This window comes from Mesorhizobium sp. WSM4820, from assembly GCF_055811075.1.
On sequence record NZ_JBVVQN010000012.1, the window covers coordinates 150,823 to 175,807 of the forward strand.

The 24,985-nt window shown below is 63.3% G+C and carries 18 protein-coding genes; 7 read left to right on the plus strand and 11 right to left on the minus strand.

Features of this window, described 5'->3' with window-relative positions; translation table 11 throughout:
• Positions 1–264: 264 nt before the first annotated feature.
• The 3 genes from AC0L2R_RS20335 to AC0L2R_RS20345 form a co-directional block, all read right to left on the minus strand.
• Complete coding sequence (locus AC0L2R_RS20335) at positions 265–825, minus strand: type II toxin-antitoxin system VapC family toxin (protein ID WP_473511110.1); 561 nt, start codon at positions 823–825, stop codon at positions 265–267.
• Positions 815–1,099, minus strand: coding sequence for a hypothetical protein (locus AC0L2R_RS20340; RefSeq protein ID WP_091597632.1), 285 nt, complete (start codon positions 1,097–1,099; stop codon positions 815–817). Before AC0L2R_RS20340 ends, AC0L2R_RS20335 begins: the two co-directional genes overlap by 11 nt.
• Before the next feature lie 203 nt (positions 1,100–1,302).
• Positions 1,303–3,570: a 2OG-Fe(II) oxygenase gene (locus tag AC0L2R_RS20345; protein ID WP_473511111.1), complete on the minus strand. Its 2,268-nt coding sequence runs from the start codon at positions 3,568–3,570 to the stop codon at positions 1,303–1,305.
• A 765-nt stretch (positions 3,571–4,335) separates the two neighbouring features.
• Here AC0L2R_RS20345 and AC0L2R_RS20350 point away from each other — a divergent pair.
• Positions 4,336–5,547, plus strand: coding sequence for an efflux RND transporter periplasmic adaptor subunit (locus AC0L2R_RS20350; RefSeq protein WP_473511112.1), 1,212 nt, complete (start codon positions 4,336–4,338; stop codon positions 5,545–5,547).
• Entirely contained in the window at positions 5,544–8,726 is a 3,183-nt protein-coding gene (locus AC0L2R_RS20355) for an efflux RND transporter permease subunit (RefSeq protein WP_473490885.1), read from the plus strand. The genes AC0L2R_RS20350 and AC0L2R_RS20355 overlap by 4 nt, the downstream gene beginning before the upstream one ends.
• Positions 8,727–9,198: 472 nt before the next feature.
• Here AC0L2R_RS20355 and AC0L2R_RS20360 read toward each other — a convergent pair whose 3' ends face one another.
• Genes AC0L2R_RS20360 through AC0L2R_RS20370 form a run of 3 tightly spaced genes read right to left on the minus strand, consistent with a single transcriptional unit; the run spans position 9,199 to position 13,275 of the window.
• Entirely contained in the window at positions 9,199–10,188 is a 990-nt protein-coding gene (locus AC0L2R_RS20360; protein ID WP_473511114.1) for an FAD binding domain-containing protein, read from the minus strand.
• Between the two features lie 22 nt (positions 10,189–10,210).
• Complete coding sequence (locus AC0L2R_RS20365) at positions 10,211–12,619, minus strand: xanthine dehydrogenase family protein molybdopterin-binding subunit (protein ID WP_473511116.1); 2,409 nt, start codon at positions 12,617–12,619, stop codon at positions 10,211–10,213.
• The gene (locus tag AC0L2R_RS20370; RefSeq protein ID WP_473511118.1) at positions 12,619–13,275 is read right to left on the minus strand and encodes a (2Fe-2S)-binding protein; all 657 of its coding nucleotides are present in this window, start codon (positions 13,273–13,275) and stop codon (positions 12,619–12,621) included. The genes AC0L2R_RS20365 and AC0L2R_RS20370 overlap by 1 nt, the downstream gene beginning before the upstream one ends.
• Positions 13,276–13,444: 169 nt before the next feature.
• Between AC0L2R_RS20370 and AC0L2R_RS20375 the strand changes: the two genes are divergently transcribed.
• Positions 13,445–13,648: a hypothetical protein gene (locus AC0L2R_RS20375; RefSeq protein ID WP_139172669.1), complete on the plus strand. Its 204-nt coding sequence runs from the start codon at positions 13,445–13,447 to the stop codon at positions 13,646–13,648.
• 2 nt (positions 13,649–13,650) lie between these two features.
• Here the strand turns inward: AC0L2R_RS20375 and AC0L2R_RS20380 are convergent, their stop codons facing one another.
• The 3 genes from AC0L2R_RS20380 to AC0L2R_RS20390 are packed head-to-tail and all read right to left on the minus strand — an operon-like array spanning position 13,651 to position 16,313.
• On the minus strand, positions 13,651–14,586 hold the full coding sequence (locus tag AC0L2R_RS20380; protein ID WP_473511120.1) for a hypothetical protein: 936 nt from the start codon (positions 14,584–14,586) through the stop codon (positions 13,651–13,653).
• The gene (locus AC0L2R_RS20385) at positions 14,583–15,095 is read right to left on the minus strand and encodes a hypothetical protein (RefSeq protein ID WP_473511122.1); all 513 of its coding nucleotides are present in this window, start codon (positions 15,093–15,095) and stop codon (positions 14,583–14,585) included. Before AC0L2R_RS20385 ends, AC0L2R_RS20380 begins: the two co-directional genes overlap by 4 nt.
• A 3-nt stretch (positions 15,096–15,098) precedes the next feature.
• Entirely contained in the window at positions 15,099–16,313 is a 1,215-nt protein-coding gene (locus AC0L2R_RS20390) for a macrolide family glycosyltransferase (protein ID WP_473511123.1), read from the minus strand.
• 722 nt (positions 16,314–17,035) lie between these two features.
• On the opposite strand from AC0L2R_RS20390, the gene AC0L2R_RS20395 reads away from it, so the two are divergent.
• From AC0L2R_RS20395 to AC0L2R_RS20410, 4 genes are read left to right on the plus strand one after another with little or no spacing between them, the layout of a single operon-like run.
• Positions 17,036–18,688: an ABC transporter substrate-binding protein gene (locus AC0L2R_RS20395; RefSeq protein WP_473511125.1), complete on the plus strand. Its 1,653-nt coding sequence runs from the start codon at positions 17,036–17,038 to the stop codon at positions 18,686–18,688.
• Between the two features lie 29 nt (positions 18,689–18,717).
• A complete protein-coding gene (locus AC0L2R_RS20400; RefSeq protein WP_473511127.1) occupies positions 18,718–20,520 on the plus strand; it encodes an oligopeptide/dipeptide ABC transporter ATP-binding protein in 1,803 nt (600 codons plus the stop codon).
• Positions 20,517–21,380, plus strand: coding sequence for an ABC transporter permease (locus AC0L2R_RS20405; protein ID WP_473511129.1), 864 nt, complete (start codon positions 20,517–20,519; stop codon positions 21,378–21,380). Before AC0L2R_RS20400 ends, AC0L2R_RS20405 begins: the two co-directional genes overlap by 4 nt.
• On the plus strand, positions 21,284–22,369 hold the full coding sequence (locus AC0L2R_RS20410; RefSeq protein ID WP_473511212.1) for an ABC transporter permease: 1,086 nt from the start codon (positions 21,284–21,286) through the stop codon (positions 22,367–22,369). Before AC0L2R_RS20405 ends, AC0L2R_RS20410 begins: the two co-directional genes overlap by 97 nt.
• 9 nt (positions 22,370–22,378) lie before the next feature.
• On the opposite strand, the gene AC0L2R_RS20415 is transcribed toward AC0L2R_RS20410, so the two are convergent.
• Positions 22,379–24,223 (minus strand): PAS domain-containing sensor histidine kinase, encoded by a 1,845-nt coding sequence (locus tag AC0L2R_RS20415; RefSeq protein ID WP_473511130.1) that lies wholly within the window; start codon positions 24,221–24,223, stop codon positions 22,379–22,381.
• A 92-nt stretch (positions 24,224–24,315) separates the two neighbouring features.
• Positions 24,316–24,954: a response regulator transcription factor gene (locus AC0L2R_RS20420; protein WP_202367412.1), complete on the minus strand. Its 639-nt coding sequence runs from the start codon at positions 24,952–24,954 to the stop codon at positions 24,316–24,318.
• Positions 24,955–24,985: the final 31 nt, after the last annotated feature.

The window sequence follows — 24,985 nt, forward strand, 5'->3', positions numbered from 1 at the left end:
ATGCACCTGAGTCGTGGGACATAGCGAATCTGAATTGGCCCCACTTCAAAGCGAAACTGACCATAAGTGGTTGATTCATGGACTTTGGTGGCCCGGAGGACGGAGGACGTGTTCACGGCACTGATTTCATTGTCTTTTTCCTGGGCCAGAATTGGAAATCTTCCCGTATTGTACTGCCCGGTTCCGCGGCTTGCCATGAAACCGCAAATTCTCGGGTACTTGTCGGTCGGCGACACATATCGCCACCCAATGGGCCCAAGCCGGCTACCCCTGCTCATAGAAAAGAACACGACCCGCTGGCAGAAGCTGATCGAAATAGTCGAAGTCGCGCACATTGCGTGTGAGAACAATCCAGCCGCGTTCCAGCGCCTGGAGATATAAGCTCGCATCGTTCAGCAGGCTCTCGCCGCGGGCAGCGCCTGACAGACACGTCACCAAGCCGGCCAGCATTCCGGCCTCGCCCATGGCGGTCTCCGATGGGGAAAAGAGCCGGTGGCCTGGTATGTCTTCGAGGGTACGCCGGATTTCGCGTAACACGGTCTTCGTGGCCGGGTGCGACGGATCGAGGCGGCCGAACAGGTGCGTCAGCTCAGCCAGGCAAACGGTGGAGTGATTGACGATCCGGGTCTCAAGCAGTTCGTCCACGCTTACGGGAGAACGCCCTTGGAGTACGTCGATATAGACGCAGCTATCGAGCAACAGCTCAAGGCCAGCTGAAATCGGCTTCCGAAGAATAGGCAGATCGGCGGCCGAGCGGCGTTGGATAGTATCTGTGCTGCGTTGCGGCTTGATCCGCCGCAGCGCACGGGACAGATCAAAACTCAAGGTCGATTTCTTTCGCGACCCGGCCCTTCCGGCGGACCACCTTCACCCCAAAGTCGTCCTCAAGCGCGACCTTCGCCAAGGCGTATTCCAGTAGTTCTGTATCGGTGGTAATGCCGGACTTTTCCTTGGCAGCCGCTATGAGGTCGCGTCGAATCCGACCGCCGATCCGGCCATTCTCGCCTTCAAGCAGCCCGAGCTGCCGCGCCGTATCAATGACCGTCCGCCGCCGCAGACTTGCCTGAATCGGTGGCGGCTGAGTTTCATGGGACGGCATCAAGGATCTCCTTGTTAGACAAAATAGCGATTCTGGCCAACAGATTCAAGACGCGGATGCGGACTGTTGATCCGCGCTCACCGCCGCGCCCGCAGCAGTTCGGACCGGTCTGAAACCTTCCCCTGAACACTGATCCGGAGCGGCCCTTCACCCTTGCGGCTGTCCTTCGGACTCTCCCGCCGCCAGGTGCTCGAGATCGTCCTTCATCCACCAAGCGCCGATACATGTTCCAGATCCTGCCGGCGCTGTTTGGCGCGTCGCTCGTAACTGGCCTGGTTCTTGGTCGCGATCAACGTGTGCGGGCTGCCGCGCCTTTCGGTGGCGAGGTCAAGGTCGCACACGGCGTTTCGGACGCTCTCCTCGACGTGGGTCCGCCGGTTCTGGGCCGCCCTCAGGCGCCATTGCTGTTGATGAGGGTCAATCAGAAATGCGCCGAGTGCGCGACAGTCGTCGCATGTGCATTTGAGCGGATTGGTTCGCGACCAGTCCCGCGGGGCCTCCAGCGGCAGCGCGATGCGACCGCGCAGATGGTCGAGAGCCGCCTCACGCAGCCGGCCGATGGCCGGCCATGCCCTGCTCTCCGCCCGCTTGGCGAAGGCCAGTGCCGCCGGGACGAGCACCGCGTCCGGCGTGTAGGTCCGGGGCCAGGCCAGCAGGTGCTCGATCGCGCGCGCTGCAAGCCCGGCGTCGATCTTGCTCGTCGCCGTCAGGAGATCGACGACGAAGCCAGGCAGTACGGACGCAGGTCGCGTCCAGGGGTCGAGCTTGGCACGCTTGGCCGGGTCACCCGGCAAGACGTCGATCAAAGCTGCGCCGATCTTCGCGGCGTCGCCAGCGGACTCGGTCGGCGCCGCTACGCAACGCATCAGCAAATCGGCGCAGGCGCCGAGGTGGGCCGCGGCATTGCGTCTGACGATCTCGACCAGCAAGTCCGTGGCCCGCGGTCGTGGAAGGAGCGCGGCGGCGCGCACGAGGGCGTCGTTATCGGACGCGGCGTAGTGGCCGTTGGCCGACAACTCCGCGACAAATTCGTCGATGCGCGCGGCATTGCTCAGCCGAACCTGCAAGTCGAGCATCCGACCGGCATCGGTATCGTCCTCCCTGCGCCATGTCTCACGGGACCAGGAGCGCAGCATGTGTCCCGAAAGCTCATCGCCCTCCCCCCACAACTGTCGCTTGGCGGCGGTGTCGCTCGTCTCCCAGCGCTTCGCCAGGTCTTCGAGATACGGCAGCGTCGCCCCGAGGCCGGCCTGGTTAAGCACCGCGAGCCGCCGCGCGCGCGGCCACAGCACCAGACCGGCGCGGCGATAGGTACGGTCGAAAGAGGCGCCCTCGTTGCCCGTCGCCTCGTGGAAATGCTGCTCGTCGGGCCTCAGATCTTCGAACGCATCGGGCGGACAGAGCTCCTCCTCATTGAATGGAAAGTCGTGAAACCCGACCTCGCCGCCGTCCGGACGCCGCCACGCCGACAGGGTCAGCGAGCTGTCGAAAACCTCCGCGACTTCGAATTCTTCATCGCCCTCGTCGTCTCGATCCCAGCGCCTGCGGCGATAATTGCCGGTGTGCACGGCGCTGCCGCTCTCCTCGATCGATACCAGGACAAGATGGAGATCGCACTCCGCCGCCGCTGCCGCCTCGATCAACACCGACGCCACGCCCGCATCGGCCCCCTTGAGGGTGTCGAACGACAGCTCCGCCGGCGTGTAGGCATGCTCGAGCGGCACGATCAACTTGTCGGGCTCGTCCTCCGAGCCGGCCCAGCCGCGCAGCAGGTCCGCGACGTGCGCCTCGACCGCGCGATAGTCGGGGGCCCGCAGTGTGCGTCTCTTGCCGAGGAAGCGCAAATTATAGACGAGGATCAGGCGATGTCTGATGATGACCGGGCGCACTTCATGCAAGCAGTCTGCATAGAAGGCGGCGTATCCGATTTCCGACGGATCTTCGGGGTGCAGATCGAACATCACCTCTCGACCCAGGTGCCGCACGACCAGCTCGCCGCCACGATGAGCAGAGGGAAGTACGATCACCAGGGTCGCGAACATGCCGGGCGTCTTTTCGGTGTCCCGGTGATTAAGGAAGAAGCTGCCGGCGTCATAGACGAGAAGCTTGTAGAACTCCGCCTCGACCGGCTCTTCGACGCCAAGGCCGCGGGCAGCGTCGGTTACGAGCTCGGCCAGCGTCGTCTCCCAACTACGCCCGCCGATCTGGATCCTGCGCGGGTCGATCTGCCAGGTTCTGCGCACGTCGCGATCGAGCACCGTCTCCTCGCCGCGTCCATGGGGTGCCGCATCGGCTACGGCGACCAGCCGTTCGGCCTGCGCCTCCGGAAGCGGGAAGGCGATCCTGCCCACGCTCTCCACGTCGATCGTCGGCATGAAGATTTCCCGCAGGCCACCGACGCAGAAGTCGCCGGGGCGCTCGACCGAGCGCAGGCAATCAGGCAGGGCGGCGGCGATCGACGAGATGGGCATCCCGACAGTCTGGAAATGAACACTATGGAAAACCTTACCTAGACCCGGCCCGTCGGCCTCTCAAGAAATTTTGCACAGCAAGACACCCGATACTTGTCGTTGCCTTATCTGAGAGATGGCCCTTCTCGTTCATCAAAACCCGAAAATCGGCCCAGCAGCGCTGTGGAGCGCCCTATGGAGGGCCACGATAGAGAATTTCCGCGGCGCAGCCGCCGCTCCGGGCACGCTTCCGATAAGGTGCTTGAACTGTTCGACCTCACCCTCGTTCGCGCCATACATGCGCCGCCTATCGACGATCTTTTTTCCAAACTGCAGGAGACGTGCGGACGTGCGGTTGTCACGTCCCAGTGCTATGCGAGTGGTGCAATGGTGCAATAGCGTTTTCGGACTGTAGCAAATGTCCAATCTGCCGATTTTATCGAAGCCTATATCGCCGCCTATAACCGCAGAATGAGAAGCAGGTCGGACCTCTATGCGAGAGCGGCCCTGTTCCTCCCGACAGAACCGCCGCACGTCGGGATGCGCAATGGCTTGTCAGATCCGCTTTGGCTCGAGCACATGGCGATGCCTACGCAGCGGATAAACGCGAGATGTGCGTTCGCGCTCCCCGGTTAGCCGCTTCCTTGTCAAGATTGACGATGTTCGATGTTTGTTCAATAGCAAGCTGTCAGTTGTGGTGGTCAGTACAAAAAATTGATTTGTGCGGCACACAAGCTGCCTAGATGTTACGGACTTCGCATGAAGGACCGATTACGAGGGGTAACCATGGTTCACACTGCACGTCTCCGCCACGATTCTCTGGCCGCCCCCTCCAGCAGAAACGTCCCTGCAAAATGGCTCGCCGCCGCGGCCTTCGCGGCGCTCGGCTTGCTCGCGGCCCCGGCCGCACAGGCGCAGGAAGCGCCTCCCGCGCCCGTCGTCACGGTAGCCAAGCCGCTGGTGCGCGATATCGTCGAGGACGATGAGTTCGTCGGCCGTTTCGAAGCCGTCGACCAGGTTTCGCTACGCTCCCGCGTCGGCGGCTATCTCGACCAGGTCCATTTCCAGGACGGTACGCTGGTCAAGCAGGGCGACCTCCTGTTCACCATCGACCAGCGGCCGTTCAAGGCGGCGCTGAACCAGGCGCAGGCGCAGGTCGACTCGGCCAAGACCCTGGTCGAATTCAGCAAGATGCAGTTCGAACGCGCCGAGACCCTGTCGCGCGAAGGCAACATACCGGTTTCGACACTGGACGACCGCCGCCGCGAATATCTCGCCGCCCAAGCGCAACTGGACGGCGCGGAGGCGGCACTTGAAAACGCAAGTCTCGATCTCGAATTCACCGAGATCAAGGCGCCGTTTTCCGGCCGGGTCGACCGCCGGCTAATCTCGCCGGGCAATCTGGTGCAGGCCGACCAGACCGTGCTGACCACCATCGTCTCGATCGACCCGATCAACTTCTATTTCGACATCGATGAGCGGACCTACTTCTCTTATGCGCGCGACGCCCGCGAGCGCGGCGGCGTCATGCAGGAGGGCGCCGGCGGCGTCGACGTTGTCGTCCGTGTCGCCGACCGTGATGAAGCGACGTTCAAGGGCAAGCTCGACTTCGCCGAGAACCGTCTGGACCAAGCTACCGGCACGATGCGGGCCAGGGCGCGCTTCGACAACAAGGACGGCGTGCTGCAGCCGGGCATGTTCGGCCGCATCAACGTGCCCGGCTCGTTGCCGCATCCGGGCGTGCTTCTGCCTGACGAGGCGATCGGCGCCGACCAGAACCGCCGCATCGTCTTCGTTGTCGACCAGGCAGGCCTGATCTCGGCCAAGCCGGTCCGCACCGGCCCGCGCATCGACGGCTATCGCGTTATCCGCGAGGGCCTCACCGGCCAAGAGACCGTGGTAGTCAACGGGCTGGTGCGAGTGCGGCCGGGCGTCACCGTCAAGTCCGAGATGACCAAATTGCCGCCCAAGGTTGAAGCCGAAGGGCAGACGCAATGAACTTCGCCCATTTCTTCGTCAACCGCCCGATCTTCGCGGCGGTGCTGTCGATCGTGCTCGTGCTCGTCGGCGGCATCGCCTATACGCAGCTTCCAGTCGCGCAATATCCCGAAATCGCGCCACCGACCATCGTGGTGCGCGCCTCCTATCCGGGCGCCGACGCCGAGACGGTCGCCGCGACCGTGGCGACGCCGATCGAACAGGAAATCAACGGCGTCGAGCACATGCTCTACATGTCGTCCTATTCCTCCGGCGACGGCTCGATGTCGCTCACCATCACCTTCCGCCCCGGCACCGATCTCGATGCGGCGCAGGTGCTGGTCCAGAACCGCGTCTCGATCGCCGAAGCGCGCCTGCCGGAAGAGGTGCGCCGGCTCGGCATCACCACGGCGAAAAGTTCGCCCGACCTGATGATGGTCGTCCATATGCTGTCGCCCGACGACACATATGATCAGCTTTACGTCTCGAATTATGCGCGTTCGCGCGTGCGCGACGTCCTGCTGAGACTGGACGGCGTCGGCGACGTGCAGATCTTCGGCGAGCGCGAATATTCGCTGCGCGTCTGGCTCGACCCGGAAAAGCTGTCCGCCTACGGCATGACCGCAGGCGACGTAGTCGAGGCGCTGCGCGACCAGAACGTCCAGGTATCGGGCGGCTCGATCGGCGCGCCGCCGATTGGCGACGGCTCGGCCTTCCAGTATACGGTCACCACGCAAGGGCGCTTTGAAGACGCACGCGACTTCCGCTACGTCATTGTCAAGTCGGCCGAGGACGGCCGCTTGATCTCCCTGCAGGACGTGGCGCGCATAGAGCTCGGCGCCAGGGACTACGTCACCAATTCCTATCTCAACAACAAGGCCGCGGTGGCGCTCGGCATCTTCCAGCGGCCGGGCACCAATGCCTTGGCCTCGGCGGAAGAAATCCAGGCGACCATCGCGGAGCTTTCGAAGGATTTCCCGAAGGGGCTGGCCTACGAGATCATCTACAATCCGACCGAGTTCATCGCCGAATCCATCAACGAGGTCTATGTCACCATCGCCGAGGCGATCCTGCTGGTGGTGATCGTCATCATAGTGTTCCTGCAGTCGTGGCGCATGGCGATCGTGCCGATCGTGGCGATACCGGTCTCGCTGATCGGCACGCTTGCCGTGCTGCTCGCCTTCGGCTTCTCGCTCAACATGCTCACTCTGTTCGGGCTGGTGCTGGCGGTCGGCATCGTTGTCGACGACGCCATCGTGGTTGTGGAAAATATCGAGCGGAACATCCGGCTGGGGCTCGCTCCGCGCGCCGCTGCGCACAAGACCATGGATGAAGTGGGAAACGCGGTCCTCGCGATCTCGCTGGTGCTGATCTCCGTCTTCGTTCCGGCGGCTTTCATTCCCGGGATTTCCGGCCAGTTCTACCTGCAGTTCGCCATCACCATCGCGGTCTCGACCGCAATCTCCGCATTCAACTCGCTGACGCTTTCGCCGGCTCTCGCCGGCGTGCTTTTCAAGCCGCACAGCGAGGAACATTCGAACTTCTTCCTGGCAAGGTTCGGCCGCGCTCTGGCGAACGGGTTCAACAACGGGTTCGACAGGATGGCGGACGGCTATGCCTGGCTGGTGCACAGACTGGTCGGCACGACCCTGGCGCTTGCCGCCATGCTGCTCGTTTTCGCAGGCCTGCTCTACGCGACCTATCACATGCTGCAGACGGTGCCGCGCGGCTTCATCCCGAACATGGACCAGGGTTATGCGATCGTCGTCGTGCAATTGCCGGAGGGCTCTTCGCTCGCCCGAACGGACGCAATCATCCAGAAGGCGTCGGATATCATCCGCGGGACCCCGGGTGTCGCCAACGCCGTCGCCTTCGCAGGATTCAACGGCGCGACATTCACCAACGCCAGCAATTCCGGCGTGATCTTCGCGCCATTCAAGAGCTTCGAGGAACGGCTCGAGAGCGGCGATACTTCCGACAAGATCATCGGCACGCTGTTTGGCAGCCTGCAAAGCATCCAGGAGGCCTTCATTATCGCGCTGCCGCCGCCGCCAGTGCGGGGCATCGGCAACTCCGGCGGCTTCAAGATGATGCTCCAGGAGCGCAACAGCGCCGACATGCGGCCGATTCTGGCGCTGGCTAACGAAATCGCCGGCAAGGCCAACCAGACGCCCGGGTTGATGGGCGTCTTCACCACCTTCTCGGCCTCCAGCCCGCAATTCTTCCTGGCGATCGACCGCGACAAGGCGCGCATGCTGAACGTGCCGATCCCCAACATCTTCGAGACGCTGTCGATCAATCTAGGCACCGCCTACGTCAACGATTTCAATGCCTTCGGTCGTGTCTACCAGGTGCGGGCGCAAGCCGACCAGGCTTTCCGCATCGATCGCGACGACATATTGAAGCTGAAGGTGCGCTCGGCGGCCGGCGACCTGGTGCCGCTCGGCACACTGATCGAGATCCGCGACGTCACCGGTCCCTCGCTCGTGCAGCGCTACAACATGTATGTCTCCGTGCCGCTTCAGGGCAATGCAGCGCCCGGTGTCGCCACGGGCACGGCGCTCGACCTGATGGAGGGGATCGCAGCCGAATCGCTGCCGCAGGGCACTTCCTTCGAATGGACTGAACTCGCCTTCCAGGAGCGGCAGACCGGCAACACGGCGGTCTTCATCTTCGGCCTGTCGGTTCTGTTCGTCTTTCTGGTGCTCGCCGCGCTATACGAAAGCTGGATTACGCCCTTCGCCATCGTGCTTATCGTCCCGCTCAGCGTACTGGCCGCCCTCTTGGGCGTCGCCTTCCGCGGTCTCGACAACAACATCCTCGTGCAGATCGGGCTGATCGTGCTCATCGGCCTGGCGGCGAAGAACGCGATCCTGATCGTCGAATTCGCGCGCCAAGGTGAGGAGCGCGGCCTTGACGCCGTCGAGGCGGCTGTCGAGGCCTGCCGGCTGCGGCTGCGGCCGATCCTGATGACGGCGTTCGCTTTCATCCTGGGCGTGGTGCCACTAGTGATCGCCAGCGGGCCTGGCGCGGAAATGCGCCAATCGCTCGGCACGGCCGTGTTCTCCGGCATGCTGGGCGTGACGTTGTTCGGCCTCTTCCTGACGCCGGTCTTCTACGTTGCTCTGCGCAGGACATTCCGGCGCAGGCGGCCTGAAGCCGGCCCGACCCTGGCTTCCGAGAGCGGCGCAGCCGAGTAGACGCCGAGCCGATGAGGCGCCGGATTCAGGCTGAAGCCGAACCAGCGGGTTCCTGAGTCTCGGTGACACCATGCACGCTCAATGGCCGGTTGCCGTGAGCCGCGTGCCAACCGTCGTCACGGCGCTCACATAGAGAGACGACTTGCTACCCAGAGTTGAGTTAATCAAACCCACAACAGCTGGCTGTCGCCTTCTCCACAAATATCATGAAACTTGATCCTGCTCTGAAGGACTCAGGAAGCATATCCGAGCGCTTATGCATACGTGCGGATGGACGTAGGAGTCATCAGGCCCGACGACGCCGGCCGTGGCGGTACACCAGAATGTTGCGGTCGAACTGTAGCCTGCGTTGAAGTCGACGCCGCTCCCGTAACCTGTCCCGGGTGCGCCCTTGGAGCGCAACCGTCGGCAGACTGCCGGCGCCGCGTGTGGCTGCGAAGTTGCCGAACCCATTTTGGACGCCCCCAGGACGCTAGCCCGCGGCAGCGGCCAGGATCGTGCGGCGAACGACCGTCTCCAGCACAGGCACCTTGTAGCTGTTCTTCGCCAGCGGGGTAGCGCCGGCCACCGCGGCACGGGCCGCCTGTCGCGCCAAGTCGTCGGTAAGCCTGTTGCCGATGAGGAGACGTTCGCTTTCGACGGCGCGGCGAGGCGTTGGTGCGACCCATCCCATCACGATCGAAGCATTTTGCACTGTCTGGCCCTCCATCGTCAGCACCACCGCCACATCGCAGATCGGCCAGTCGTAGCTGTCGCGCTCGGTCTGCTTGCGGTAGGCGGCCTTCGCCCCGGCGTTCAGCGGCGGAACGATTACGCGCGTCATAACCTCGCCAGTCTCGATCCTGGCATCGTGAGCGCGCTGCATTTCGGGTGGCAAGAAGAAATCCGAGAGCTTTACGACGCGTGAGCCGTTGGCGCCGCCGGCAAGTTCGGCGCTTGCATCATAGGCGACCAGTGCCGTTGCCGGCGTCGAGGCTTGGACCATCGCGTTTTTGTCGTTGTCGAAGATCGCGTGATGCTGGTTCTCGTCAGCGCCCCTGCTCCCCATCTCATCTGCACCTTCGCCATGGAAATGATCGTGCCGAAAATACCAGCAGCGCGGCCGCTGCAGCAGATTGCCCCCGATCGTTGCGGCGTTGCGGACCTGCGGCGTCGCCGCATGTCCGGCAGCATCCGACAGCGCCAAGTAGCGCGCGCGGATCTGTGGATCGTTGTCGATGCGGTCCAGCGTCACAAGCGCGCCGAGCGACAGCCCGTTTTCCGTGTCGACTTCGTCGAGACCGCGGATGGTCTTCAGATTTACAAGTCGCATCGGCGCTAGAATCCCTTCCTTCATCAAGTCCAGAAGGTCGATCCCGCCCGCCTTGGCGATGACGGGGCGTTGCTCGGTGCTTTCGGCAAGCAGACCTGCTGCCTGCTCGATCGTCGTGGCATCCACCCATTCGAAGCTGTTCATGGCCATGATGGACTCCTTCTGGCCGATCTCAGGCGCTGAGCGTCGCCAGCACATTTGCCGGGTTCATCGGCAAAGTGCGGATCCGCTTTCCGGTGGCGTTGTAGAATGCATTGGCGATCGCGGCGCTGGTCGCCACATTGCTTGCCTCGGCGATGCCTCGCGCGTCGGTCGACGACTGCGCCCCGATCTGCTCCATGAGCAGCACCTCGATCGCCGGAGTCTCGCGTGATCCGACCATCTTGTATTGATCGACGTTGGCGTTGAGTTGATGGCCGCTCGCCGCGTCCATGATGCGGTCCTCGTAGATCGCGTAGCTGACACCCTGGATGATGCCGCCGATCACCTGGCTCTCGACCAGTTTGGGGTTGATCGGCCTGCCGCAATCGCTGGCAGCGACGATGCGCTCGACCTTGACCACGCCGGTCTCGACATCGACCGCCACCTCGGCGAATTGGACACCGCCCAGCCCATGCCGGCTGATGGAGAGCTCTCCCGGCACCGCAAATCCCTCATAGTCGTCGTGCCGCTTGGCGAGTTTCGAGATTTCGCCGAATTTGGCTTCCTTGGCTGCATCCTTGAGCGGCCTTGCGGCCCCTTCCTTGCCGCGGACGCCCACCTTGCCGTCGGCGAAGAAAATGTCATCGGGATCGGCGTCGTCGAAAAGCGGTGCGAGGCGCGCGGCCAGGTCGCGTGCCGCCGCATAGGCCGCATTGCGGGCAGGCGCGGTCACCGACGCAGTCACCCGGCTGCCGCCGGACGGCGGTCCCCACGGGAACCGCGTGTCGCCGATAAAGACGCCGATGTCCTCGGCATTGAGGCCGAACTCCTCTGCAACCACCTGGGCAAGCACAGTCCGCGTGCCGGTGCCGACATCCTGCGTGCTGTTGTAGACGGAGACCGACCCGTCATCGGCGACCCGCACCTCCACCGTCGTCGGAGGGCTGACGACATACACCCACTGCGCCTGCGCCATGCCGATCCCCCGCTTGATCGGCCCGGCGTCGGCGTTCGGCGGACGCCGGCGGCTCCAGCCGAACCGCTCGGCCGCGACCTTGCGTTCATGTGCCCGTGCAAGCATGTCGTCGGTGGGCTTTGTGTCGATGCGATCGCGCAGGATCAGCGGATCGAGTTGCAGCCGATCCGCGAGTTCGTCCATCGCCTGCTCGAGCGAGAAGATGCCCTGCACCTGTCCGGGTGCGCGGAAAGCCGCGCACGGGCCGGCATTCGTGAACACGTCATACTGCTCGGTGCGCATGTTCGGGCACGGATATAGCGCATTGTAGCAGAAGCCTATGCCGGCGCCCCCAGCGATGCCGCCAGTGCCCCAGCTTATGACGTCGATGGCGGTAAGGGTGCCATCTTGTTTGGCGCCGATCCGTACGCGCTGCAAGCTGTTGGGTCGATTGCCCGCCGAAACATGCTCTTCACGGCGGTCCAGCATCATGCGCACGGGCGCGCCGGCCTTTTGCGACAAATGAATGGCGAGGAGGCCGAAATTGTTGATCCCATATTTGGCGCCGAACCCGCCGCCGGTGAAGTCGCTGATTACCCGGATCTTGCTCTTGGGCAGATCGAAATATTCGGCGGCCTCATCGCGCACGCTGTGCGTGTGCTGCGTGGAGGCATAAATGGTCAGCCCGTCATCCTGCCAATCCGCGACGATGCCATGTGTTTCCATCGGCACATGAGTCTGAACCTGCGTGCGATATTCGGCCTCGACGATCACGTCCGCCTCCGCCAGGCCCTGGTCGATATCGCCCGTGGGCGTCATACCCGGCATGCCGAAGTTGGGACCGCGCACATTGCCCTTCTGCGGCAAGCCTTCCGGTGCGCCGCCGCCGCCGGCCGTTGATGGCTGCTCGACCGGTCCTGGAAAGACGATCGGTGCCTCATCGTCCATTGCCGCATCGAGGTCAGTGACATGCGGCAAGCGCTCGTATTCGACCTTAACGAGCTTCGCCGCCTGGTCGGCGATCCGCTGCGTCTCGGCGGCGACCGCGGCAACGGTCTGGCCGGCGAAGCGGACCGTCGGGTATTTGTTGCGGGCCTCGGCCTCCGGATCGCGAAGCCTGGCGGATTGCAGCAGTGTCTCGAGCACATGTACAGCACGGACGCCGGGGTGACGCTCCGCCGCCGAGGTGTCGATCGAGATCACCCTGGCATGCGGCCATGGGCAGACGATCTGCCGTGCGTAGAGCATTCCCGGCAGTTGCACGTCGAATGTGTATTTCGCCGCGCCCGTCACCTTCTGCACGGCATCGAGCCGCAGGATCGACTTGCCGATGGAGCGCAGTTCGGCGTTCACTGGCAACTGCGGCGGCTCATCGTCCGGCACCTGCCGAGTCACCTGCCTCATCTCCTGCCCGACGATACCGTAGAGCAAGGACTGGGACCGTAACGAAGGCCGGTCGGCCCGTGCCTGATTTTCGGTAGCCATCAGGTGCCCCTCCTCCGATTCTCGCCGGCGACGGCGAGCACTGCCGCAAAGATGTTCGGATAGGTGCCGCAGCGGCACAAGTGACCGCTTATCGCGGCCTTCACTTCGTCGATGCCGGCGTCGGGTTTACGATCTATGAGCGCTGCGCAACTCATTACCATTCCGGGCGTGCAGAATCCGCATTGAAGGGCGTCATGCTCGATGAACGCCTGCTGGACCGGATGAAGCTTGCCGCCCTCGGCCAGCCCCTCGATCGTGGTGATGTTCCTGCCCCGGGCGTCGAGCGCCAGCGTCATGCAACTGCTGGCAGGCTGACCGTCGAGCCAGACCGTGCAGGCAGAACAGGCTCCGCGATCGCAGCCGATTTTGGTGCCGGTCAGGCCGAGGTGATTGCGGAGGACGTCGACCAGCGTGGTGGCGGGTTCCGCATGCACCGGGACCCGTCGTCCATTTATCGTGAGATCGATCGGGATCAGACCAGGGCCAAGCACTTCGTTGGCATCGTCCTGCATAGAACCATCAACGGCTGCCTGCGCTGCCCCTGCTTCCAGCAACGCCGCCCCTACGGCCGAGGTGCCACCGTGCTTCAGGAACGTCCGACGAGAGATGCCCAATCTCGTGGATCCCGGAACTTGACTGCGGCTCAATTCTGCCATGCTGTACCTCCGGATTTGCTACAGCGGTTACCAAAACTAGGGTGATCGGATCAGCACCAAGCTAGGGGACCGATCGGTTCGTGCCAGACGCCATCACAACGAAGTGACCGTCGAGGCGATCGCGACGCTGGGCATGCCGTCGAGGGCACAAAGCGGCTTGAGGCTTACCATGATCGCCGGCGGCAGCGCCGCCGCTGCGGATCGTCAGCAAAGAAACCGGGGCGGCGCGGGCCGCCCTTTTTCGTTGCTGCCGGCGCGCTGCCAAATGCTGCCAAATCGGCTTGGCAGCACCCATTATAACCTATTGATAACAAAGAAAAATGGTGGGCCCAACCAAGCTCTCGTCGAGGAAGGTTTCAGCCTCGATTCGTAGCTTTATCTCCCTCCGAGCATTTTCGTTGTGCAGTCGCGCCGGATGATCTCAATCACGATCTCGGTAGCGCGATCGAGATAGCTGCGCCCGTCGACGAGCCGCGCCGTAGGGCTGATGTAGCTCTGCGGGCCGACGTGCGTTGCCGGGTCGAGCGAACACACCGTGATCTTCCCGGCGTCCAGGGCCCGGTTCCAGGCGCTGCGCCGCCACAGGCGCCAACGCTGGGGGAAGAGTCCGATGCCCACCCGCTCGATCCAGTCGTTCGCGCTGGTGAGCCGGTACAGGTGGAGCGCATGCGTGAGGTCGTTGGCGCCGTTGTGGAAACCGCCGAGCGTGATCAGCAACAGCGGAGCGCGGAGCTGGGCGAACAGCTCTTCGACCGCGCCGGTGGCCACCTGGGCACCACCGCTGTAGCAGAGCAGGACGACCGGTATGCCGCTAGCGGGCTCGTACCCTGCGAGCCGGAGCTGGTCGACGATCTGGGCACCCACTGCCCGGTTGTACAGCGGGCGGTATCGGCGATCGGCGGCCACAAAGGTCTGCATGACGTTGTGCAGGAACAGTGTAATACCGACGTGCCGCCGTAGCCAATCCCACACCGGGCGCCCTACGAGCGGGTCCGCCAGGGGCGAGTAGGGCTGGACCTGGCCCAGCACGCGCAACTCCGGTGCTCCGGCGATGATGGCCTTGACGAGCTGGCCGCCATCGCGCGTATCGGTGAGACGGCGCTTGCCGATCCCGTCCAGGTAGACCACGTAGGCGTCCGGCGGCCGCCCTGGATCGGCCCCCCTGGCGTAGGGCACCTCCGGTGGGAGCGTGGCGGCCGGTGCGCGCCGGCCGATGGTATAGACCATGAGTTCGTAGCGGGCGAGCAGGCCCTCGGCGAGCAGGAAAGGGCCGAGCGCCAAGAGGGCGACGAGCAGGAGGTGCTCGCTCACACGATCGACTCCCGCTCCCGCGCGCCGGCGATGATCCTGGCGATCAGCCGCCGGACAACCTCGACCGTGACCGCGAGCCCGACCCCCGCGACGGCGATGCACCCGACCGCGGTCCACCAGCCCAGTCCCGACGCCGCGGCGAGTGGGCCGGCCAGCCCTGCTCCGACACCGGCCATAAGCAGCATGTGCAGGAACGGCCCGAGGAGCGGGAACGCGAGGACGGCGGCCAGGAGCAGCGGGGCGACCAGGGCGGGTGTCCAGGCCAGCCCGGTCGTGCTGGGCAGCGGGGCCGCGTCAGGCGCCACGACCGGCTGCACCAGGTCGGCGACGGTCCATGTGGCAAGGGGCCACAGCGCGATCACCGTGCCCTCGACGACGGTGCCGGTCACCATCAGACCGGCCACGAGCCGCGGGGACAGCTTGGGCCTGCGCGCCACCAGGGGCAGCACCCGCCCGGCACTCTCGGAAAGCCCGGCGAGGACCAGTAGTACGGCGACCGTCGTCGACATGGTTCAGCGCCCCTGTGCTCGATCGGTCGCGATGCCTCCGAGCACGTCGTCGAGATACCGCTCGAGCTCGTCGGCGGCACGCCGGGCGCCGCCGGCCTGCTTTTGTGCGGCGCCCTGTGCGGCTGCTGCCTCGCGGAAGCGCGGCTCGTCCAGCAGACTCCGGGCGAGCGCCTGCACCGTCTCTGCAGTGGCGTCGTCCGTGCGGAGCTCGAGGCCGGCACCGAGCTCTACAACCCGCCGCGCCACCATTGGCTGGTCTGCCCCCTGTGGCACGACGAGTGTCGGCACCCCGGTCCGCATCGCCTCGTTGACACTGTTCATGCCGCCGTGGGTCACGAAGAGCGCCGCCCGGTCCAGCACCTGGAGCTGCGGCACGGATCGGCGGGCCAGCACGTTGGCTGGCAGCGGACCCAGGTCTGCCGGTTCCGTGGACCCGGTCGAGACGACAACGGTGCCGCCCAGCGGTGCCAGCGCGGTCGCGAAGGTCCGCAGCAGGGCGGGCCCCCCATCGAACACCGTGCCCAGCGAAGCGTACAGCACGGGGTCCTCCAGCCGGGCGGCGTCGAATCCCGGATCGGTCAGGCGGGATCCGACGCTCGCCCCGACGAACCGGTACGAGGGGTCGAACGCGTCGGCTCCAGGCTGGAACGCGCTGGATGTGAAGACCAGGTTCAGCGGCTCGCGGGCGTTCATCAGATCGATCAGGGGCAGCCCGCCGGTGTCGTAGCCGCGGTGCAGGGCCCAGCGCGCGCAAACGTAGCTCCAGCCGATGCGAGGACGGGCGGCTGCGGCGGCCACCAAGTCACGGGAGAGGCGGGTGGGGCTGGGCACCTGCCCGTTGAAGGCGAACGTGGTGAACGTGGCGGCCGCCGGCACACCGAGCTCACGCGCGGCCACCGCGCCCAATGGACAGGCCGCCCCATGCACGATCAGGTCGGGCCGTATGGCGCGCAGATCCGAGAGCACGCCGGGCAACAGGCCGAGGGCGGTCCGAGCGAGTTCTTCCAGCATCGCGAGGGGGATCGGCGGATCCGGCAAGGGCAGGTCGCCCCCAGAGTAGAGGTAGACCTTCGCACCAACGGTCTCAATCTGGGCCGCAAACGCAGGGGAGGTGTGATAGGTCACCGTGTGACCGCGCCGGGCGAGCTCTGCCACGACCGCGAGCGTCGGGTTGATGTAGCCGTGCATGCCGATGTTGAGGAAAGAGACGGTGCTCATCGACGCCTCCGGGGTGGTCGGGAGATTCAAGGGGGTGGCTGGACGCACCCCCTGCCAAACCGGCAAGGGCCGCCGTCCGATGCAGCCAATGTTCGTGGAACCCGCGGCACCAGCCTATCAAACGGTAGGATCGGTTGGACGATGCCGAAGTATGGGAGACTATGACCTACCTCTAGGACGCTCTGCTCGGTCGGGTGCGACGGCTAAGCCCGGCGCCGCTGGGATGGGATGGCGCAAGTCAAAAGCTATATCGAGGACCGCCACCAGCCCGCCTCATAATGCCAGCAGCTTGCCGGCCTGCTCGGGCACTATTGCGAGCATACCGGTCCGGCAAGTTCTCGTCGCACTGGGCGCCCATCCGCATTTTTGTGTTCGCCGTGAATTTTTGAGGCACGCCGGAGCGCGGCTACGACTCGACTACCGACACATAGGCAGTCCTGTCAGCACTCCACGCGGCCTGCCAGGACTCGGTCAATTCCTGCAGCAGCCAGCGTTCCCGTCTGGGCTTAGTCGGTTGCAAGCGCGTTCTTAGCGGATGCGCGTCTGCAAGCGTTCACATACCTGTCCGGGGCGCTACGATCTATACCCTGGGGATAGGGTGACCTCTGCTTGATGCTCATAGACCGCGATCAGCGGGCTGAGGTACCGTGGCGAAAATGTCCGAGTGTCCGCATCGATGCCAAGCGCCGCAAGAATACCTTGATGGCATCGGTGACGATGACTTGGACAAGAGCGTGGAATGCCTCGTTGGCCAGGAATTGACTGCGGGTGGCCTTCCCGCAGTCCGTAGTGAAGTACCAGGCCAACGGGAATTCTTGATGGAGATATACGCATACCGGGCCAAGCGATCTTACAAACGCAGCTTCGGGCTGCGCATGCTGGGACTCGCCCTCGGTCTGCTGGTCTGGATTGCGCCGGTTTACGCACAAGAGGTGCTGCGCATACCCTACGTGGCCGATATCGGCACTTTCGATCCGGACAACGGTTTCGAGGTCGGCGGGATCAGCGCAATCAACAATGTCTATGAAGGGCTCGTCGAATACGAGCCGGGTTCGACCAGGATCGTTGGTCTGCTCGCCAAGAGCTGGGAGATCTCGAACGACGGGCTGACCTACACCTTTCACCTAGTCGATGGTGTCAAGTTCCATGATGGCACTCCATTCAATGCGGCGGCGGTCATACAGTCGTTCAAGCGCCGCCGCGATGGTGGACTGATCCTGAGCTACTTCCTGGCCAACGTGAAGGACATGAGGGCGCCCGACGATTCGACGGTCGTGCTCACGCTGGGTCATCCTCAGCCGTCGCTCCTTGATACCCTTTCCAGTCCGTGGGGACCCAAGATCATCAGCCCGACGGCGCTCGCCGAGCATGACAACAGCGACTTTGCGACGACCTGGCTCAATGAGCATGCGATCGGCACAGGTCCATTCAAACTGTCGGAATTCAAACGCGGTCAGCGCTATGGGCTCGAGCGCAACGACGACTACTGGGGTGACCGACCGTTCTTCCGGCAGATCCAGATTTCGGTCGTGCCCGATATCAGCCAGCAGATACTTCAATTGCAAGCCGGTACGATCGATGCCGTGCCGATCGACTATCCGTTCGCGCAACTCACCAGCCTGCCGGGGGGGCTGGAGATCACTGCCGCCCCGAGCATGATACCGTACTATCTCTTCGTTAAGCCGCATTCGCCGCTCGACGACGCGGAGGTCCGCAATGCCGTTTTGACAGCGATCAACCCAGCGCTGTGGGTCAAGGACGCCTTTGGAGAGTTCGCAGGCGTGTCGAAGTCGGTTTATCCGAACGTGATGCTCGACCCAGTGAATCCGATCCGGTTTCCGACCGACTTCGAGGCAGCGAAAGCCGCGGTCGCCAGACATGGCGCGGTCAATTTGACCATCGGTCTCTACAGCGCGGCCCCGAGCTATGGCCGCGTCGCCGACTTGATGATAGCGCAACTGGCGTCGATCGGCGTAAAAGCAACGGCTTACGTGCTGCCCGCCGGCGCTGCCTACACCTTGAAAGACGACCCAAACCCTCCCGATTTGCTACTCACGATCGCGGGACCGGACGCCGCTCATCCGGAGAGCCAGGCAAAGGCTTTTTTCACAAAGAGCGGTTCCCTCAACTTTTTTGGGCGGGTGCTGCCGGAAGCGGACGCCATTGTGGACCAGGCCGGACAAATGACCGGCGTCAAGGAACGCGACGCTCTCTACGAGAGAGCGGGGCAGATGTATTTCGATGCCGGCATCGTCATCCCGCTCGTCGACGTCAATGATGTGGTTGTCCACGCTAAGGGCCTGAAGGACCTTGGACTCCGTTCCGTGAACCCACCCGGCAACATCGACTTCGCCACCGTTCGCTGGGGACCCTGAATTCCAGAACCAGGGCAGGCTCGTCCCTTATGGTCAAGCTTTCGCACCGAATGTCCGAATCCGTGACCGAGCCCGTCCTCGCGGTCAAAGACCTGTCGGTCATTCTTAGCCGCGAAGGCCGTCCCTCCCGCGTCCTCGATGGCATCAGTTTCGACATGTTTCCGGGCGAGATCATCGCGCTGGTCGGGGAAAGCGGTTCCGGCAAGACAAGCATCGGGTTGACGCTTCAGGGGCTCCTGCCGCGCGAATACCTTCCGCAGGTGGCAGGCTCGATCCGGCTTGCGGGGATCGAGCTTGTCGGCGCGGGAAGGCATACTTGGCAGGCGGCCCGCCGCCACCTCGTCCGCGCCATCTCGCAAGATCCGATGGGTGCGCTCAATCCCACCATGACGATCCGCCGCCAAATGCGCGAATCCAATGGGGGCTCCGAGAGATCGATCGAAGACTGGCTCAGCCGAACCGGCCTGCCTGATCCGGAACGCATCGCCGATGCGCTTCCGCATCGCCTGTCGGGGGGGCAGCGTCAGCGCGTGCTTATTGCCATGGCGATGATGGCAAGACCGAAGCTTCTCATCGCCGATGAACCTACCACCGCGCTCGACGTCATCATGCAGGCGCAGATTCTCGACCTGCTGCGCGATCTTGCCCGCGATCAGCAGACGGCAATTCTGTTTGTTACGCACGATCTAACCGTGGCGGCATCACTGGCCGACCGCGTCCTCGTTCTCTATGCCGGACGCATCGTTGAAATGGGCCGCACGCAGGACGTGGCCCGCAATGCCGCGCATCCCTATTCCGCCGGCCTGCTCGCCGCTCGATTCGATCTGGACTCCGATCGACTGCGCCCGCTTCCCACGCTCCCGTCCGAGCACACGCCCTCCATAAATGTTGAAAACGCCTGCGCCTACGCGAAACGTTGCCCGATCGCCCAGCCGGATTGCATGGCGATCCGCCCACCGCTGGAGCCTGCTTCTGTCCATGGTGGCGCAGTCGCCTGCCTTCATCACGAGCAAACCGCAATTCTCGCAACGCAGCGCGCTGGTGCGAAATCATGGCCGGCCCAGGCAATCCAGGAAACCGCCGCCTTGAGGCTGTCTAACATCGGAAAAACATTCCCGACTGGCGCCAGATCGTTTTGGGGAGGGCGTCAACCGCAGCCTGTTCTCAGGTCGGTCAACCTCTCGATCAAGCTTGGCGAGTGCGTGGCCCTGGTGGGCGAGAGTGGCGCCGGCAAGTCTACCCTCCTGAGGATTGCTGCCGGGCTTGTGGTCCCCGAGAGCGGTACTGTCACACGCTTCGACAAGCTTCCTCCGCAAGTCGTATTTCAAGACCCCGTGGCGGCGCTGACGCCGTGGCTCACGATCGGCGAGCAGATCGGCGAGCGCCTGCGGGCCATTTCGCCGGACAGCGATTACGGCCGCCGTCGCGTCGGGGAGGCCATGAAGCTGGTCGGCCTCGACCCAGTCCTGATGGACGCGCTGCCCGCCGAGATATCGGTGGGTCAATGCCAGCGCGCGGTTTTGGCTCGCGCAGTGATCGTCCCCCCAAGGCTTTTGCTATGCGATGAGCCAATCAGCGCCATGGACGTGTCGCTGGCGGCCACCACCTTGAATCTTCTTAGCGACCTTAGGCGGCGGCTCGACATGGCCATGCTGTTCGTCACCCACGATCTAGCGGCCGCCAGGATCATCGCCGACCGTGTCGCCGTGCTGAAGGACGGCCAACTGGTTGAGATTGCGGATCCCGATGCCATCGTTGCCGCACCGCAGTCCTCCTACACGCGATCTCTCGTGGCGGCGATGCCGTCCCTTCAGCCGGGAGACGGACGATGACCGGAGGGCCAAGCCCGGACACGCTGCCTGCGCGGCGTCGATTCAACTGGCGCGATTTCTTCCGGCGGGCCGGTTGGCTTGAAAGCGTCGGTATCATCGGCGTGCCTGCCGTCACCGTTGTGGCCGTGCTGGCGCCCTGGATTACGCCGTTCGACCCGCAGCTGCGCGTCGCCGGAGCCTACCTGCCGCCTTCGGCAGGACATTGGTTCGGCACCGACGAAATCGGCCGCGACCTGTTCTCGCGCGTCATCCTAGGCGCTCAATATACGTGGCTGCCAGCGCTTGCCGTTATCGGCTTCAGTCTCACCGTGGGCGCCCTGGTCGGACTGATTTCAGGCCTGGTGGGCGACAAGGTCGATCTGGTGATCCAGCGGATCGTCGACCTGTTCTTGGTTCTTCCGGCAACGCTCATCGCGCTCGCTGTCGTGGCTTCCCTTGGCCCCGGGCTCGGCAACACGATGATCGCGATCGCCATTGTCTGGTGGCCCTGGTATGCGCGCATATCCCGTGATGAAATCCGTCGCCTGAAGGCCCGTCCACATGTCGAGGCAGCGCGTATTGCCGGGGTCAGCGGTCCACGCCTGCTGTTGCGTTACTTGTTGCCGGGAGTCGTCCCGGCTTTGCTCATCGGGGCATCGCTGGATGTGGCCAACATCGTCATGACTTTGTCGCTGATGTCGTTCCTTGGCCTTGGATTGCCAGCACCGGCGCCTGAGCTCGGAGCGATGACGGCGCGCAGCCTCGACAGTCTCACGGTCCATTGGTGGCTGCCGATCCTGCCGGCGGCGATCATCTTTCTCCTCTGTCTCCTCGCCAACCTTGCGGGCGACGGCATTCGCGCCGCGCTGAGGGGAGCGTAGTGCTGGCATATCTCACCAAAAGCATCGTCGGCGCCGTCGTCGTTCTCCTGGTGATGAGCTTCATTGTTTTCGGTCTCCAAAGCATTATTCCCGCCGATCCGGCGCGGGCCATTGCCGGGCCCAGCGCTCCGCCGCAAACTGTCGAAGCGATGCGAGAGCACCTCGGATTGGACGACCCGGTCCATGTTCAGTACGGGCGCTTTCTATTGCGCCTCTCGCATGCGGATCTGGGGACGTCGGTAAGGACGCGACAGCCGGTGTTTGACGACATACGGGAATATCTTCCCGCTACGCTTGAACTTGGACTGGCGTCGATCGTTTTGGGAGTGGCGCTCGCCGGCGTCATGGCGGCGCTTCAGTTCCTGATTCCGGGATCAGGCGGGATAAGGTTCGCAATAGTGGGGATGGGCTCAACGCCGATCTTTCTGTCGGCCTTGCTTCTCGCTTACTTTTTTTGGTTCCGTCTCGATTGGCTTCCCGGAGCGGGTCGGCTTGCCTACCGCGACTTCGCAGGCCCAACGGGACTTTACGTCATCGACGGACTACTGGTCGGCCGGCCCGAAGTCAGCATCGACGCGCTGCTGCACATGATCTTGCCGGCGCTTGCGCTTGCCTTGCCAATTGGCGTCGCGGTTGGGCGAAGCCTGAACGGTGCGCTTCACGAGGTGATGAGGCAGCCATACATCCGGACCGCGCGTGGCAAGGGTCTCAGCGAGATAAAGGTGCTGTTGCGCCACGGTTTGCGCAATGCCGCCACGGCCCCACTGTCCATGCTCAGATTGCAGGTTCCCATTCTCTTCGGCAATTTGCTTGTCGTCGAGCGCGTTTTCGGGTGGCCTGGTCTGGGTCTTTACACGGTCCAGGCTTTTGCCAGCGCCGATCTTCCGGCAGTGCTGGGCGTCGCAATCGTCTTTGGAATTTTGTACATTCTAATCAGCACGCTCATCGAGATCGGACAGTCGATGGCCGATTCCCGGATCAATCTCTAAAGCGGCCACTCAGCCGCCTATAGTCGTGCTGGGCGTCTGGGCCGAGTCGGCAACGGCAACGGGGAGGCTGAAAGTTATGGATGCTCCACCGGTCTCGGCATTTTCCGCCCAAAGCCGTCCGCGGTGCGCCTCGACAATCGAATGGCAGATTGCCAGACCCATCCCCATTCCATCCGGCTTGGTTGTGTAGAACGCTTCGAAAATCCGTTCTGGATTGCTAAGTCCGCGGCCGCTATCTCGCACTTCGACTTCAACTGTTCCGTCGTTCTGAGACCGCGAAACGATTCGCAGGCATCGCACATTACTGTCGACTTCCTGCATCGCTTCAATGCCGTTGCGGACGATGTTGAGAACGACTTGCTCCATCTGGACATGATCGGCGACCGTCGCGGGAAGGCGGGGATCGAGGTGAAGGTCCAGCTTGACGCCGCTCGATGCGAGCTTGTCGGCCAGGAGATCACACACTTCGCGGATCACCGCGTTCAGATCGATCGCTTGCGGTTCGCCTTCCGTCTTGTTGAACAGGGCCCGGATGCGGGTGATCACCTGTGCCGCCGCGTCAGCGTTTCTGATGATTTTTTGGGCGACACGGCTGGCGTGATTGAAATTTGGCGGATCAGCGTTCAGCCATCTCTGGAAGGCGCCGGTGTTTGCCACGACCGCCTGGAGCGGCTGGTTGAGTTCGTGCGCAATGGACACGGATAGTTCGGACAAGCTGGCTGCGCGCAAGGCGCGCGCGAGCCGTTCGTCCGCCAGACGCAGGGATTCTTGGGCGCGAACCTCATCGTCGATGTCGAAGTTGACGCCGTACCAGCGAAGGATAGTGCCGTCTTCGTCGCGTAGCGGTTCGAACCGCGAATCAATCCAGCGATATTCGCCATCCTTCCGGCACAGCCGACCTTTGTGCTGAAGTGGCTCTCCACGGGCAAAGGACTTCTCGAACACAGCCTTGACGGCCGCCCGGTCATCTGGATGGAACAACTCTACATGCGGGGCGAATTGCCGCGTGCCTCGCGGTTCCTCCTTAATCGAGTTGATGCCCGCCCAATCTACGAACCGTCTGTTGAAATAGTACGGTACCCCTGCCGGCGTCATCAGCCAGATCATGGTGGGGACTGTATCGACCAGCAGGCGCAGTTCGCGCTCGCGCTCACGCAACGCAGCTTCGGCCTTCTTCTGATCGTCGATATCCGTCGTGTGGCCGTACCAGCCGGTTATCCTCCCGTACTCATTGCGCGAAGCAATGCCGGTGTCGCGAAACCATCGATACGTTCCGTCGAACCGACGCATACGGTGCTCGTCGATCACAGGCTCGCCCGTCTGCAAGCTGTGACGCCATCGCCCCATGCTCGCCTCGACATCGTCCGGATGGATGAACTGTGTCCAATGATAATCATCGCCATCCATGATCCGGCGCATCTCATCGGCTGTCACACCTACATACTCGAGCGCCGCGGGACTGACCAAGCGAAGGCGGCCATCCGAAGAGGCCGACCATCCGAGGCCCGGAATATCGGCAACGCCGGGTCCGGTATCATGGTAGACCCGGTCATAGAAGCTCATGGTCCTGAAGATCTTTATCACGAACCATAGGGCTAACGCCGCGATGACAAATACCGCCAACCGGACCGCGCCGCCTGTGGCCCCCAATTCCAGCGAAAACAGGATCACGCATGAAAGCAGACCGGCCGCGGCAACGGCCACCAAACCGGCCTCCCAGCCGATGCAGATGCATATGACTGCAACGGCGACCAGCAGAATGTATGGCTCATTGACGAATAATGCCAGCAAGACGCTCGCAGCGCCAATCGCCAATGCGACGGCGCGGCGTTGTTTCGTTGACGTCAGCTCCATTTCGACCTCTCGAGACCGCCTCTGCGTCCCACTCCCTGTCGCGGTCGATGTCCGAGTCAGTTACGGAGCGCCAATGCCTGATTGTAAGCCGCTCAGCGGCTGTCGACTGGAAGCGACTGCCACACATTGAAGAGATGGGAGATGGACCTTGCGTTCATCTTCTTCATCATGTTGCTCCGATGGAGCTTTACGGTGATCTCGCTGATGCCGAGATCCGATGCAATCTGCTTGTTTATCGCACCGGAGACCACGAGCCTCAGCACTTCCCGCTCACGGGGCGTAAGGGTCTCATAAAGTGCCACGTTCTTTCGCGATACGGTCGATGCTGCTCTTCGCGCGACGTCGTTGGCGATAGCGGTGGACACTGCGTCAAGGAACGTCTGGTCGCGCACCGGCTTGGTTAGGAAATCCACCGCCCCCGCCTTCATCGCCTGGACGCCCATCGCGATGTCGCCATGGCCGGTCAAGAATACGATCGGCGTTAGTATGCCTTTGGTTGCCAGGACATGCTGAAGATCGAGGCCGCTCAGACCCGGCATTCGCACATCGAGAACGAGGCAGCCTGGGCGGTCCGGCAGTTTTGCGTCCAATAGTTCCTGGCCCGAAGAAAACGACATGGTGTCGATGCCGACCGAATTCAGCAACTCCTCCAACGCGTCGCGGACCGTTGCGTCATCGTCGACCAAAATTGTTATGGGACTGTCTGCGATTCCTGAAGTTGCCACGCCCATGACTCTGGCCTCGGGGAGATATGCTGAACAC